The sequence below is a fragment of the Pseudomonas sp. CAU 1711 genome (genome assembly GCF_039888625.1).
GTDB lineage: Bacteria > Pseudomonadota > Gammaproteobacteria > Pseudomonadales > Pseudomonadaceae > Aquipseudomonas.
Map to the genome: position 1 here is coordinate 19720 of NZ_JBDQQT010000018.1, position 13154 is coordinate 32873.

10 protein-coding genes are annotated in these 13154 nt (G+C 68.6%); 1 reads left to right on the top strand and 9 read right to left on the bottom strand.

Annotated features, from left to right (window positions below; genetic code table 11):
• Positions 1–28: 28 nt before the first annotated feature.
• The 9 genes from lysS to AAFN46_RS18495 form a co-directional block, all read right to left on the bottom strand.
• Complete coding sequence (lysS, locus tag AAFN46_RS18455) at positions 29–1531, bottom strand: lysine--tRNA ligase (protein ID WP_347810158.1); 1503 nt, start codon at positions 1529–1531, stop codon at positions 29–31.
• 114 nt (positions 1532–1645) lie between these two features.
• A protein-coding gene (gene prfB / locus AAFN46_RS18460; RefSeq protein ID WP_347810159.1) for a peptide chain release factor 2 occupies positions 1646–2741 on the bottom strand; the annotation gives its coding sequence in 2 pieces (ribosomal slippage) (positions 1646–2668 and positions 2670–2741; 1095 coding nt in all).
• Positions 2742–2919: 178 nt separating this feature from the next.
• The gene (locus AAFN46_RS18465) at positions 2920–3852 is read right to left on the bottom strand and encodes an autotransporter outer membrane beta-barrel domain-containing protein (RefSeq protein WP_347810160.1); all 933 of its coding nucleotides are present in this window, start codon (positions 3850–3852) and stop codon (positions 2920–2922) included.
• 31 nt (positions 3853–3883) lie between these two features.
• Positions 3884–5233 carry an exosortase Q gene (gene xrtQ, locus AAFN46_RS18470; RefSeq protein WP_347810161.1) on the bottom strand — a complete coding sequence of 450 codons (1350 nt, stop codon included), beginning with the start codon at positions 5231–5233 and terminating at the stop codon, positions 3884–3886.
• Positions 5223–7175 (bottom strand): VIT and VWA domain-containing protein, encoded by a 1953-nt coding sequence (locus AAFN46_RS18475; RefSeq protein WP_347810162.1) that lies wholly within the window; start codon positions 7173–7175, stop codon positions 5223–5225. Before AAFN46_RS18475 ends, xrtQ begins: the two co-directional genes overlap by 11 nt.
• A gap of 297 nt (positions 7176–7472) precedes the next feature.
• Positions 7473–8189 (bottom strand): tellurite resistance TerB family protein, encoded by a 717-nt coding sequence (locus AAFN46_RS18480; protein ID WP_347810163.1) that lies wholly within the window; start codon positions 8187–8189, stop codon positions 7473–7475.
• A 100-nt stretch (positions 8190–8289) separates the two neighbouring features.
• Complete coding sequence (locus AAFN46_RS18485; protein ID WP_347810164.1) at positions 8290–8727, bottom strand: nucleoside deaminase; 438 nt, start codon at positions 8725–8727, stop codon at positions 8290–8292.
• Positions 8728–8830: 103 nt separating this feature from the next.
• Positions 8831–10540, bottom strand: coding sequence for a single-stranded-DNA-specific exonuclease RecJ (gene recJ / locus AAFN46_RS18490; RefSeq protein WP_347810165.1), 1710 nt, complete (start codon positions 10538–10540; stop codon positions 8831–8833).
• Positions 10541–10677: 137 nt separating this feature from the next.
• Positions 10678–11217: a YaeQ family protein gene (locus tag AAFN46_RS18495; protein WP_347810166.1), complete on the bottom strand. Its 540-nt coding sequence runs from the start codon at positions 11215–11217 to the stop codon at positions 10678–10680.
• A gap of 189 nt (positions 11218–11406) precedes the next feature.
• Between AAFN46_RS18495 and AAFN46_RS18500 the strand changes: the two genes are divergently transcribed.
• Complete coding sequence (locus tag AAFN46_RS18500; protein WP_347810167.1) at positions 11407–13122, top strand: hypothetical protein; 1716 nt, start codon at positions 11407–11409, stop codon at positions 13120–13122.
• Positions 13123–13154: the final 32 nt, after the last annotated feature.

The window sequence follows — 13154 nt, forward strand, 5'->3', positions numbered from 1 at the left end:
GCAACGATGCCCATTGCGCGGGCCGCGATCAAGCCTGCGGGCGCATATGCGGGAACAGGATCACATCGCGGATCGACGGCGAGTTGGTCAGCAACATGACCAGGCGGTCGATGCCGATGCCCTCGCCGGCGGTCGGCGGCATGCCGTATTCCAGGGCGCGGACGAAGTCGGCGTCGTAGTGCATGGCCTCGTCGTCGCCGGCGTCCTTCTCGGCCACCTGCTGCAGAAAGCGCGCGGCCTGGTCCTCGGCGTCGTTCAGCTCGGAGTAGGCGTTCGCAATTTCCCTACCGCCGATAAACAGCTCGAAGCGGTCGGTGACGCTCGGATCGTCGTCGCTGCGGCGGGCCAGCGGCGAGACCTCGAAGGGGTAGCGGGTGATGAAGTGCGGCTGTTCCAGCTTGTGCTCGACCAGCTCCTCGAAAATCATCACCTGCAGCTTGCCCAGGCCCTCGTGGCCGAGCACCTTGGCGCCGGCCTGCTTGGCGATGGCGCGGGCCTTGTCGACGTCGTTGAGATCGGCGGCGCTGATCTGCGGGTTGTACTTGAGGATCGAATCGAACACCGACAGGCGCACGAACGGCTCGCCGAAGTGGAACACCTTGTCGCCGTAAGGCACGTCGGTGCTGCCGAGCACGCTCTGGGCCAGCTCGCGGAACAGTTCCTCGGTCAGGTCCATGTTGTCTTCGTAGTCGGCGTAGGCCTGGTAGAACTCGAGCATGGTGAACTCGGGGTTGTGCCGGGTCGAGACGCCCTCGTTACGGAAGTTGCGGTTGATCTCGAAGACCTTCTCGAAGCCGCCGACCACCAGGCGCTTGAGGTACAGCTCCGGGGCGATGCGCAGGAACATCTGCATGTCCAGGGCGTTGTGGTGGGTCTCGAAGGGCTTGGCCGCGGCGCCGCCGGGAATGGTCTGCAGCATCGGGGTTTCCACTTCGAGGAAACCGCGCTCGTTGAGGAAACGGCGGATATGGGCGATCACCTGGGAGCGTACGCGGAAGGTGTCGCGCACTTCCTCGTTGACGATCAGGTCGACGTAGCGCTGGCGGTAGCGCTGCTCGGTGTCGGTCAGGCCGTGGTGCTTGTCCGGCAGCGGGCGCAGCGACTTGGTCAGCAGGCGCACGTTCTGCATGTCGACGTACAGGTCGCCCTTGCCGGAGCGGGCCAGGGTGCCCTCGGCGGCGATGATGTCGCCCAGGTCGAAGTGCTTGACCGCTTCCAGCTGCTCGGCCGGCAGGGTCTTGCGATTGACGTAGACCTGCAGGCGCCCGGAGGTGTCCTGCAGCACCATGAAGGCGCCACGGTTGAGCATGATGCGACCGGCGACCTTGACCGGGATGGCGGCGGCCTCCAGCTCTTCCTTGGTCTTCTCCGCGTACTGTTTCTGCAGGTCGGCGCACAGGCTGTCGCGGCGGAAGTCGTTGGGGAAGGCATTGCCCTGCTCACGGACGGCAGCAAGCTTTTCCTTGCGCTGGGCAATCAGCTTGTTTTCTTCCTGTTGCAGTTCATTCTGGTCGAGTTGTTGGTCGCTCATTGCGGGTCGTCCCGGTCAAATCATCGTTCTTGAAAGATCGCTGCCTGGCTGAAACGGATGCCTCCGGCAGAGGTTCACCCGCTTCGACTTGCAGCTTGAAGCTTGCGGCTGCTCTTAGAGGCCCTGCTTGAGGCTGGCCTCGAGGTACTGGTCGAGGTCGCCATCGAGCACCTTCTGGCAGTCGCTACGCTCGACGCCGGTGCGCAGGTCCTTGATCCGCGAGTCGTCGAGCACGTAGGAGCGGATCTGGTGACCCCAGCCGATATCCGACTTGCTGTCTTCCAGGGCCTGCGAGGCGGCGTTGCGCTTCATCATCTCCATCTCGTACAACTTGGCCCGCAGCATCTTCATCGCGGTGTCCTTGTTGGCGTGCTGCGAGCGCTCGTTCTGGCAGGCCACCACGGTGTTGGTCGGCACGTGGGTGATACGCACCGCCGAATCGGTGGTGTTGACGTGCTGACCACCGGCGCCGGAGGAGCGGTAGGTGTCGATGCGCAAGTCGGCCGGGTTGATCTCGATCTCGACCTTGTCGTCGATCTCGGGGGAGACGAACACCGCCGAGAAGGAGGTGTGGCGACGGGCACCGGAGTCGAACGGGCTCTTGCGCACCAGGCGGTGCACGCCGATCTCGGTACGCAGCCAGCCGAAGGCGTACTCGCCCTTGATGTGCACGGTGGCGCCCTTGATGCCGGCGACTTCACCCTCGGACAGCTCGATGATGGTGGCGTCGAAGCCGCGCTTGTCGGCCCAGCGCAGGTACATGCGCAGCAGGATATTGGCCCAGTCCTGCGCCTCGGTACCGCCGGAGCCGGCCTGGATGTCCAGGTAGCAGTTGTTCGGGTCCATCTCGCCGCTGAACATGCGGCGGAATTCCAGCTGCTCGAGGATTGCGCGCAGGCGCTCGACTTCGGCGACGATGTCGTTCACCGCGCCTTCGTCGTTCTCTTCGGCGGCCATTTCCAGCAGGTCGCGCGAATCGGCCAGGCTGCCGGTGAGGTCGTCGATGGTCTCGACGATCTGCGCCAGCATGGCGCGCTCGCGGCCCAGGCTCTGCGCGTACTCGGGCTTGTTCCAGACGCCGGGGTCTTCCAGCTCGCGGTTTACTTCGACCAGACGATCATGCTTGTGATCGTAGTCAAAGATACCCCCGAATAGTCTGGGTGCGCTCGGACAGGTCCTTGATGCTGTTGAGGATCGGATTGATTTCCATGGTGGGGCAGCACTCTCGGGCAAAGGCGCAGCACGACCGGCCCGGCCCCGCCGCAGCCGCATGACGCCCGGCTGCGGGGGACACGGCACGGGCCGCGACCGCAAAGTTTCGGAAAAGCCCGCGAGTATACCCGACTCGTGCCCCCCTGGCAGCCCGCGGCCAGACCGGCGGGCCGAGCTCAGAACTTCAGGCTCAGGCGCGCGGCCAGGGCATTGTCACGGCCGTCCTCGGCGTAGTGCCCGGCATAGGTCAGGCCGAGGTAGAGGTCGCCGCGCAGCTCGTGATCCAGGCTCAGGTCCAGGCGCAGGCTGCTGCGTTCGAATTCGCGACCGCGCAGCCTCAGGCTTTCACCGCTATCGGTGTGCGCCTGGCCGGCCAGGCGGTCGCTGCCCAGGTCCTGGCGTAGCGCCAGGCTGGCCCGCCCGACCCACTTGCGCTGCTGCCAGTACCAGGGCGCGGCCAGGCGCCAGCCGAGGCTCAGGTAGCCGGCCTCCTCGTCCGCCCCGCGCAGGCGCAGGCCGCCATGGCGCTGGGCGGACGCGTCCAGGCGCACCAGGGCCAGGCCCGCGAAGGGCTCCAGGGTGAAGTCGCGAAAATCCAGGGCGAAGGCGCTCTCGCCGAACAGCTGGGTCGTGCGCGCCCGCCCGCCATGCTGCAGGTCGTGCCAGCCGTGGATGGCGCCCAGCTTGAAACCCAGCTGGTTGTAGACGCGGGTGGCGGCATACAGGCCGAGGTGGCCGCTGCGACTGTCGGCATGACCGCCGTCGCCGTCCTGCCGCGCATGGGAGACGGCGGCCAGCGCCCCGCCCATCCACTGCCCGCCCAGTGGTCGGTCCAGGCCGAGGATCAGGCCCTCGTCGTCACGCCGCAGGCCGCCGTCCCAGGAGCCGTTCGACGCCTGGGCACGCGCCCAGAGCGGCTGTTCGCCGGCCTCGGCCTGGGGCTCGCGGAAGGCGAAACGCACCTGCTGCAGGCGATCCAGCGTCGCCTCGCGCGGCAGGCGACTGTCGTCCAGCAGCAGGGCGCGCTGGTCGAGCAGCGGGTCGCCGGCCTGCACGCCCATGGCCACCAGGGCCAGGCCGAGTCCACTCAGAATTCCACGCCGCGCCATGTTCGCCTCCCGCCGCCTGCGCCGAAGTCTATCAGCGCAGCGGCTGCGCCGTGGTCACCGCCAGCCAGGGCCCTGGCGACTCACCGGCCAGGGCACTCCAGTACCAGGCGGAGTGATCACTGAAGCTGCGCCCGGCGGCGTCCTCGATATACTCGCAGACCCGCAGCGGGCCGCCCTCCCCGCTCGCCACGAAGCAGCGCTGTAGACCCGATGCATCGCCGCGCCGCTCCAGCGCCTGCGTGCCGATGCGAAAGCCGAGGCCACGGAAGCAGTCGCTCGACGGATGCAGCTTGCGCGTCGGCCGCTCGACCCGACGCAGGCTGATCACCCGCTCGCCATCGCTGAAACGGCCGATGGCGCCGGGAAACTGCGCGGCGAAACGCAGCTCGACCGGCGACAGAGCCAGCGGCCGCAATTCGCGCCCGGCAAAGCGCTGCGGCCACTCCACCGCCTGCGCAACTGGCGCCGGCTCCACCGCCGCGCCGCGTAGCAGCGGCCAGCTGCCGAGCAGCACGAACAGTAGCGCCAGCGCCCCCTGCCAGACGGCGGACATCTGCACGGCGGCTACACCCTTCGCTCCCGCGCCGGCCGCCGGCGCACCGGCCGAGACGATGCGCAGCACCAACGCACAGACCGCCGCGAACACCAGCAGGCCGATAGCCTCGTGCAGCCAGCCCGGCCCGCCGAGGCGCCCGGTCTCCTGCAACACCAGCAGGCTGTTGCGCACTATGTTGCCGGCCAGCACCAGGCAACCGAGCAGCGGTAAGCGCCGCACCAGCGAGGAGTCCGACAGGCGCAGCCAGGCGGCGCTGGCAAACGCGATGAAATAGGCGACCCAGGCCATCTGGATGCCGGAGCAGGGCGCGTCGACCATCACCAACTGCCCCGCCACATCCAGCGCACTGCCCTGGCGCTCGACCGCCAGGCCGCCGGCGCGCAGCAGCCAGGCGCTGACCTCGGCGGTGAGCAGGCGCAGCGGATAGCCCAGATAGAACTGCAGCGACGACAGCAGGGGCAGCGTCAGCAGCCCCAGACCGAGCCAGGCCAGCCGCGGCTGCGCGGGCGCGCGCAGAGCCATGGCCGCGCTCAGCACCGCCAACACGCCCAGAGCGGCGCGCGGCAGGGGCGACCACAGCCCCTGGCTGAGGCCGGCCAGAGCGGCGAGCAGGCCGGCCGCCAACAGCCAGCCGCGCCTCGGCGTGGCGACAAAGACGCGGCGCTCGCGCCACAGCACCAACAACAGCGCGCCCAGCGCCACCACGCCATAGGGGTCGTCCGAACCATCGCTCAGGCGCCGCGCGCTCCACAGCCACAGCGGCCACAGGGCCAGGGTCGGCAGCAGCAGCCAGGCCCAGCCCGGCAGGCGCAGTTCAGCCGACATGGGCATGCCGCCTTGTCCACCAGAACATGCCGAGCAGGGCGATCAGCAGCATGGCCCAGGCCGCAGGCTCCGGCGTGCTCGGCACCAGGGTGCCGATGGCCTGATTGCTCACGCCCTGCGGCAGCGGCACGGCCTGCTGGACCTTGACCGCCTGCGCCGGCTGGGGGTTGCGCACCCGCTCGTCCACCGCGACAAAGGAGGTGTAGGGCGTCAACAGACCGTACTTGAGGCCCAGATCGAGAATCGCCTGGCTATGCTGGTAACCGCCCTCCAGCGTCTCCTGATCCACCAGGCTGGCGACCCTCTGGCGTGCCCACAGATGGGTCAGCGCCTGGCTGCCGCGCTGCACCTCGGCGGCCAGAATGGGCACCTCGGCGCGATAGAGCCCCTGACTGCCGTGGCCCTCGACCCGCAGCACACCCCGCGCCGGGCCGCGCCACTTGCCGAACACCGCCAGCGGCCGCTCGGCGAACAGGTCGGGCAGCAGCGCCGGCTCCAGATCGTAGACGTCCAGCCCATCGAAGCTCAGCTGCGGACTGGCCAGCAGCGGCGCATCGATCATCCGCCGCAGGCGCTCGGCCACGTCCTCGGCCATGGCGGCGTCGAGCACCACGAAGGGCTCGCCCTGGCCGGCGCGGGCCAGGCCCTCGATCAGCTGGCGATTGACCGAGCTTCCGATACCAAAGGCGAACAGATTGGCCTTGTCCAGGTTCTCGCGCACCAGGCGGAAGGCCTCGCGCTCCACCGTGACGAAGCCATCGGTGACCACCACGAAGCTGCGCGAGCGCTCGGCGTCCACCGGCATTGCCAGAGCCTGGCGCAACGCCGGCAGCAACTCGGTGCCACCGCTGCCCATCTGCGTGTCGAGCAGCGCCAGGGCCGCCTCGATGTTCGCCGCGGTGGCCGGCTGCGATTGCGCCGCCAGCATGCTGTTGCTGCCGGCGAACAGCATGACGTTGAAGCTGTCGGCCGGACGCAGGCCGCCAATCAGCCTGCGCAGCAGGACTTTGGCAGTATCCAGCGGAAAACCGTGCATGGAACCGGAGATGTCCACCACGAAGATGTACTCGCGCGGCACTATCAGCTCGCGCGGCGCCTGCCTGGGCGGCGCCACCAGGGCGAGGAAGAAGTTCTCCTGCTCGCCTTCGGACAGCAGCACGCCGCTCTCGAAGCCGTCGCCGGAGAGGCGATAGTCGAGAACGAAATCGCGGTTGTCAGCCGGTCGGCCGTCATCGCCCAGGCGAATGCGCTGGCGATTGTGCGCCAGGCTCTCGCGCAGCAGCGGATGGCTGGGCGAGGCCACGCCCTGCAGACGGGTCGGCGCCAACAGCTCGACATCCAGACTGAAGCCGGTGGCCGGCGCCACGCCTTCGGCCAGATAGGGCATGGAAATCCAGGGTTCGGCATGGTGGCTCTCACTGCCGGCATTGCCGTTGTAGCGCGGACCAACCACGGCCGGGTAGACGAAACGGTAGACCCCCTGCTCCGGCAGCAGCAGCTCGGTGTAGCGCAACTCCACATCCACCTCGTCGCCGGGCAGGATATTGGCGACGTTCATCTGGAACACACTCTCGCGCCGCTGCTCCAGCAGCGCCGCCGTCTTGCCGGCGCTCTTGGCCTGCCGATACTCCTCCTGCGCCTTCTGCTTCTCGCGAATCTGCGCGCGCAGCTCGCGCTCGCCCAGGCGCACGGTCATGCCATACACCGCCGCGCGGGTCGAACCGGGGAACACGTAGCGCGCCTCCAGCGCCCTTTCCCCTTCGTTGCGATAGCGCTGCAGCACACGCACATCGGCCATCACGCCGAGGATGCGCACCTGCACCTCGGTGGACTTGAGCGGCAGGTGATCCACCGCCGGATCGCCGCCCTCCACCGCGAAATAGGGGCTTTCGCTGTGCTCTTGCTGCGCCGCGGCGAAACTCGCGCCGCCCAGCAACAACATGCCCAGCGCAACCCGGGCGGCCCTCCTGCAGAATCCCGTCAACATATGCCTCTCCCAGCGTCGATTGCCGATGGCAGAGATGCTGCGGGGCGCACATGGGAAGAGTTTGAAGATTGCGTGGGCTTTGTATGCAGAGCTCATGGCCGCCCGGCCGGGCATCTGCCGATTACGAGGGGCGGCTGGACAAGGGTGACGAGCCCGTCGCCGGGGTTGCCCGGGCAGGCGCCTTGCGCGCCATGCGGGCCGGATGCGAGCGCGCGAAACCCCGGGAACCGGCCCGAAACTTCGCGCAAACCATCAGCGCAACGCCAGCTCCTGGCGCACCTGGCTTTCCAACTCGGCCTTGAGCGCGGGCTCCAGCCTGAGCTGGCGGGCCAGCTCCTCGAGGTAGGCACGCTCCATGAAGTGCTCCTCGTCGACCATCAGCACGCTAGCGATATACATCTCCGCGGCCATTTCCGGCGTGCCGGCGGCGCGCGCCACCTCGGCCGGGTCGAGCGGCTTGTTCAGCTCGGCGTCCAGCCAGCGCTGCAGCTCGGCATCGCCCGCCAGGGCACCGAGCTGCTCCTCGATCAGCTGGCGCTCCCTGGCATCGACATGGCCATCGGCCTTGGCCGCCGCCACCAGCGCCTTGAGGATGGCCTGGCTGTGCTGCTCGGCCTGGGGCGGCGGCAGGCGATCCAGCGTCTGCGGCTCGCCAACCGGCTTGGCGCCGGCCGCGCGCTGCTGCGCCTGCCAGTTGCCGTAGGCCTTGTAGGCGATCACCCCGAGGGCGGCCAGACCGCCGTAGGTCAGCGCCTTGCTGCCCAGCTTGCGCGCGCTCTTGTTGCCCAGCAGCAGCCCCAGCGCACCGGCGCCCTTGAGCAGGGTGGATAGATCGCCGCTGCCGCCCTTGCCGCCGGCCACGCCACCGAGCAGTCCGCCCAGGCCGGCGGACGAGGAAGAGGCCGACTGCTGCTGCAGCAGGTCCTGGCCGGATTTGAGCAATTGGTCGAGCAAACCGCGCGTATTCATCTGCCCCTCCTTCAGGGTCAACCTATCCGTGGAACAGACCGACTCTCGCCAGCAAGGTTGCCGACCGGCGCGCGCCTTTGTGCATCCGGATATTGCAGCGCTACTCGCCGATATCCTCGCCCCACAGCTCGGGGCGGGCGGCGATAAAGCCCCGCATCAGGCGCACGCACTCGGGGTCCTGCAGCACCTCCAGCTGCACGCCGCGCTCGCGCAGCAGCGCCTCCTCGCCGAGGAAGCTGAGGTTCTCGCCGATCACCACCCGGGGGATGCCGTACAGCAGGATCGCCCCGCTGCACATGGCGCAGGGCGACAGGGTGGTATAGAGCACGGATTCGCGGTAGACGCTGGCCGGCTGACGCCCGGCGCTTTCGAAGGCATCCATCTCGCCATGGCGAATGGCGCTGCCCTGCTGCACGCGGCGATTGTGGCCGCGACCGATGATGCGGCCCTGGTGGACCAGCACCGAACCTATGGGAATGCCACCTTCGGACAGGCCCTCGCGGGCCTCGTCTATGGCGGCTTGCATGAATGGGTCCATGGGCGCTCCTTGCCGAATCCGGAACCTGCTAAGCCTAGTGGCCCGCCTGGCTAATTCAAATCGCCAGGCCGCGCATGGGTCACCTCCCCCTCGCCACAGCCCGCTAGCGCGGCGCCAGGTGCGCCACCAGCAGCTGCACGCTCTCGCGGCCCTGGTATTCGTTGACGTCGAGCTTGTAGGCCAGCTCGACCCAGCGCACGCTGGCGTTGGGCCAGATTTCGCGGTCGACGTTGAAGGCGATGCCGTCCAGGGCCTGGCCGCCGCACTCGGTCTTGACCACCAGCTTCAGGTGCTTCTCGCCCACCACCCGCTGGCTGACGATCTGGAACAGGCCGTGGAACAGCGGCTCGGGGAAGTGCTGGCCCCAGGGCCCGGCATGACGCAGAGCCTTGGCCAGCTCCAGATGGAACTCCTCGGCGCCGAGCTGGCCGTCGGACAGCAGGCGACCGGTGAGATCGTCCTCGCTGAGCTGGCGGCGCACCTCGGCATCGAAGGCGGCGGCGAAGGCGCCGAAGTGTTCCTGCGGCAGCGACAGGCCGGCGGCCATGGCGTGGCCGCCGAACTTGCTGATCAGCCCCGGATGGCGCGCCGCCACGGCGTCCAGCGCGTCGCGGATATGCAGTCCCGGCACCGAGCGCGCCGAGCCCTTGAGCAGGCCGTCGCCGGCGTCGGCGAAGGCGATGGCCGGGCGGTGGTAGCGTTCCTTGAGGCGCGAGGCGAGGATGCCGATCACCCCCTGATGCCAGTCCGGCTCGAACAGGCACAGGCCGAAAGGCATGTCCTCCAGGCTCAGGTCCTTGAGCTGGGCCAGCGCCTCGCGCTGCATGCCCTGCTCGATGGCCTTGCGGTCGCGGTTCAACTCGTCGAGCTGCTGGGCCATGTCGCGGACCAGCGCCTCGTCGTCGCACAGCAGGCACTCTATCCCTAAGCTCATGTCGTCCAGGCGCCCCGCCGCGTTCAGGCGCGGCCCGAGGATAAAGCCGAGGTCGGTGGAGCTGATGCGTTCGTGACGCTTGCCGGCCACCTCGAGAATCGCCTTGAGCCCCGGCCGCGCCCGGCCGGCGCGGATGCGCGCCAGGCCCTGGTGCACCAGGATGCGGTTGTTGGCGTCCAGCGGCACCACGTCGGCGACGCTGCCGAGGGCCACCAGGTCGAGCAGCTCGCCCAGGTTCGGTTCGGCGCGCGTGGAAAACCAGCCGATCTCGCGCAACCGGGCGCGCAGCGCCAGCAGCACATAGAAGATCACCCCGACGCCGGCCAGCGCCTTGCTCGGAAACTCGCAGCCCGGCTGGTTGGGGTTGACGATGGCGTCGGCCGCCGGCAGCTCAGGCCCCGGCAGGTGGTGGTCGGTGACCAGCACCCGCAGGCCGGCGGCCTTGGCCGCGGCCACACCCTCGACGCTGGAGATGCCGTTGTCCACCGTCACCAGCAGGTCGGGCTGGCGCTGCAGGGCCACGGCGACGATTTCCGGGGTCAGGCCGTAGCCATACTCGAAGCGGTTGGGCACCAGGTAGTCGACCTGCGCCGCGCCGAGCATGCGCAGGCCGAGCACGCCGACCGCGCTGGCGGTGGCGCCGTCGGCATCGAAGTCGCCAACGAAGAGGATGCGCTGGCGCCGCTGCAGGGCCTGCACCAGCAGTTCCACCGCCGCGTCCATGCCCTTCAGCCGCTGGTAGGGGATCAGCCGCGCCAGGCCCTTGTCCAGCTCCTCGGCGCTCTGCACACCGCGGGCGGCATACAGACGGGTCAACAGCGGCGGCAGCTGGCCCAGGTCGGGCAGGGTTGCGGGCAAGGGGCGAAGATCGATGCGCATGGGGGTTCCGGTTGTTCTGCTGGGCGGAGCGGTAAGCTCCCTCTCCCGCCGGGAGAGGGTTGGGGTGTGGCAAGCCCCGTGTAGCCGGTCGGTCCCTCACCCCTGGCCCCTCTCCCAGGGGGAGAGGGGAAAACGGCTCAGCGTTCGCCGGCCAGCCACTCCAGGGGAATCTCGTGCTGGCCGCGCTCGTCGGTGACGAACAGCTGGCCGTCGCTGATCATCACGCTCCACTCGATGGAGCGCGGCAGGTCGCGGGCCAGCGCCTCCAGCGCCTCCTGCCCCACGGCGGCGACGTTGAGGTTCTTCAGGCTGCGCACGCCATCGAGCACCTTGTTCTGCCACACCCGCAGGCTGCCGTAGGCCAGCACACTGAAGCGCTCGGTGCGCCGCGAGCACCAGGTCATGCGCTCGGCGTCCGGCTGACCCACCTCGACCCAGTGCAGCACGCGGTCGTCCAGGCTCTTCTGCCACAGCGCCGGCTCATCGACATCGGACAGGCCGCGACCGAAGGCCAGCTGCTCGTCGTACCACAGGGCATAGGCGATCAGGCGCACGGCCAGGCGCTCCTCGGTCTCCGAAGGATGACGGGCCACGGTGAAGCGCAGGTTCTGATAGAGGTTGCGGTCGAGGTCACTGAGATTCAGCTCGACCTTGTAGGGCGTGGCTTGCAGGGCCATAGGAGGAGTACCGGCTGGGAAGCGAAGGGGCGCAAGTCTAGCGCGAAACCTTCGGCAGGTGAGGCTCATGCGACCGGACGGGGTTGGCAAACGGCGCCACAGGCGGTTGCCGCGACCTATTAGCCGCCGTATAAGACCGGGCACCGAAAGCCCTCATGGTCGAGAGGCTTGCCCAGGGAAGGGAGCCCCATGGAAGTATTCACCATCGTTCTGCTCGTCATCATCGCCGTGGCCGTGTTCGTCGCCTTCAGCGGCGGCGAGCCGGTCGACCCACGCCTGGAAGTCAAAGGCAGTCCGGCACGCATAACTTTGGACGAAGCCAAGCAGATCAACCGCATCGCCAGCCTGCAATACATCCACCCGCAGCTGGCCCGCAGCCTGGCCGCCAAGCTGCAGGGCGATGCCTGGCAGATCGCCCAGAGCGGACTGTGCACCAGCCTGCTGGACGACGAGCAGACAGACGCGCTCCTGCAGCTGCTGGACCGGCTCGACCCGCACCATCGTGGCGTCGCCCTGGACAACCTGCTCAACCACCTGATCGCGACGGGGCATGAGCGCCGGGCCCTGGAGCTGCTGGCGAAAACCGGCGACGGCCTGCCCCGCTCACCTCTGCTGAAAGCCCCGCTGCTGCGCGCCGAGGGCCGCCTCGATGAAGCAAGAGCCGTGCTGGACGAGTTCGACGAGCACAGCGGTGACGCCGAAGTCCTGCCGCTGCTGCAGCTGGCCCGAGAGCAACGCGGGGTCGCTCAGCCGGACAAGGCCGCGCGCACCCTCGAGCGGGCCTGGCAGTCGATGCAGGCCGGCGCCGAACTGCAGCAGTACCTCGGCCTGGACACCCTGCTGCGGGAACTGGCCGAACTCGGCGACTTCGCGCGGCTGCAGGCCATCGCCGGGCTGCTGCCGCAGGAGCAGAGTCCGCTGGCGATCACCGAGCTGATTCGCGCCGGCCTGTTCGAGCAGGCCCGCTCGCTCATCTCCAAACTGCCCTCCCACGCAGGCCAGGACCTGCATGAGCAGATGCTCGCCGCCATGCTCGAGCGTGGCCAGCTGGCGCAAGCCGAGGAACTGCTGGCGACCCTGGACGATGTGCAGCGCATGCCCCCGCTGCTGCATCTGGCCCAGTGGCATATCGGCCGTGGCACCTTCAACGGCGCCGCCGACTCACTGCTGGCGCTCGCCCGTGACACGCAGCAGCGCATCGATCTGTACCTGTCGCTGTGGAGCCTCCATGCCGAGGAACGGCCCGAGCTGGCGGCCCGCTTGCTGGAGCAGGCCGAGCGCTGGCTGGCCGAACTGGCCGAGGATCAGCGGGATGAGCTGCCCTTCTTCGTGCTCGAGGCGCGCCTGCTGGCCCAGAGCCGGCTGCCCGCGCGGCAACGTACCAGCTACGAGCTGCGCAGGGGGCTGGAGGAAATGGAGCGGCTACTGGGGTCGATGGACTGCTACGGCAGAATCGCCAACCTCACCCGCCTGGCGCGCCTGCTGCACAAGCTCGAGCGCGACGAGGATGCCCTCGCCAAACTGGCGCAGGCTCATGAGCTGCTGCGCCGGAGCGCTCCTGACGACGAGCTGGAAGACTTCGACAAGGCCCTGCTGCTGGAAAACATCGCCCTCGCCTATCTGCAGCTGCAGCACCTCGATCTCGCCCTGGCGGCTCGCGCGGATATTCCGCCGGGCGAATCCTTCGGCGAGGACCAGTGGGTGGCCGCGCTGGTCGAGCACGACCATCTGCAACTGGCCATCCAGCACCTGACCTTCTTCACCCTGCACGCCCTGGCCCAGCCACTGCGACAACTGACGGACAAGCTGGCCGACCTGGCCGACCAGGGCCAGGCGCTGCGCGGTCAGCTGCTGAGCAAGCTGCAGAGCGATGCGTTCTGGGAACCCTCCGGCGCAGCCGCCTGAAGCCACTCGCACGGCAGAGTGCCTGGCGGCTC

Excerpts from the sequence above, each read along its gene's own strand:
- lysS (WP_347810158.1), bottom strand. The coding sequence starts at position 1,531 with ATGAGCGACCAACAACTCGACCAGAATGAACTGCAACAGGAAGAAAAC.
- AAFN46_RS18465 (WP_347810160.1), bottom strand. The coding sequence starts at position 3,852 with ATGGCGCGGCGTGGAATTCTGAGTGGACTCGGCCTGGCCCTGGTGGCC.
- xrtQ (WP_347810161.1), bottom strand. The coding sequence starts at position 5,233 with ATGTCGGCTGAACTGCGCCTGCCGGGCTGGGCCTGGCTGCTGCTGCCG.
- AAFN46_RS18475 (WP_347810162.1), bottom strand. The coding sequence starts at position 7,175 with ATGTTGTTGCTGGGCGGCGCGAGTTTCGCCGCGGCGCAGCAAGAGCAC.
- AAFN46_RS18480 (WP_347810163.1), bottom strand. The coding sequence starts at position 8,189 with ATGAATACGCGCGGTTTGCTCGACCAATTGCTCAAATCCGGCCAGGAC.
- AAFN46_RS18485 (WP_347810164.1), bottom strand. The coding sequence starts at position 8,727 with ATGGACCCATTCATGCAAGCCGCCATAGACGAGGCCCGCGAGGGCCTG.
- recJ (WP_347810165.1), bottom strand. The coding sequence starts at position 10,540 with ATGCGCATCGATCTTCGCCCCTTGCCCGCAACCCTGCCCGACCTGGGC.
- AAFN46_RS18495 (WP_347810166.1), bottom strand. The coding sequence starts at position 11,217 with ATGGCCCTGCAAGCCACGCCCTACAAGGTCGAGCTGAATCTCAGTGAC.
- AAFN46_RS18500 (WP_347810167.1), top strand. The coding sequence starts at position 11,407 with ATGGAAGTATTCACCATCGTTCTGCTCGTCATCATCGCCGTGGCCGTG.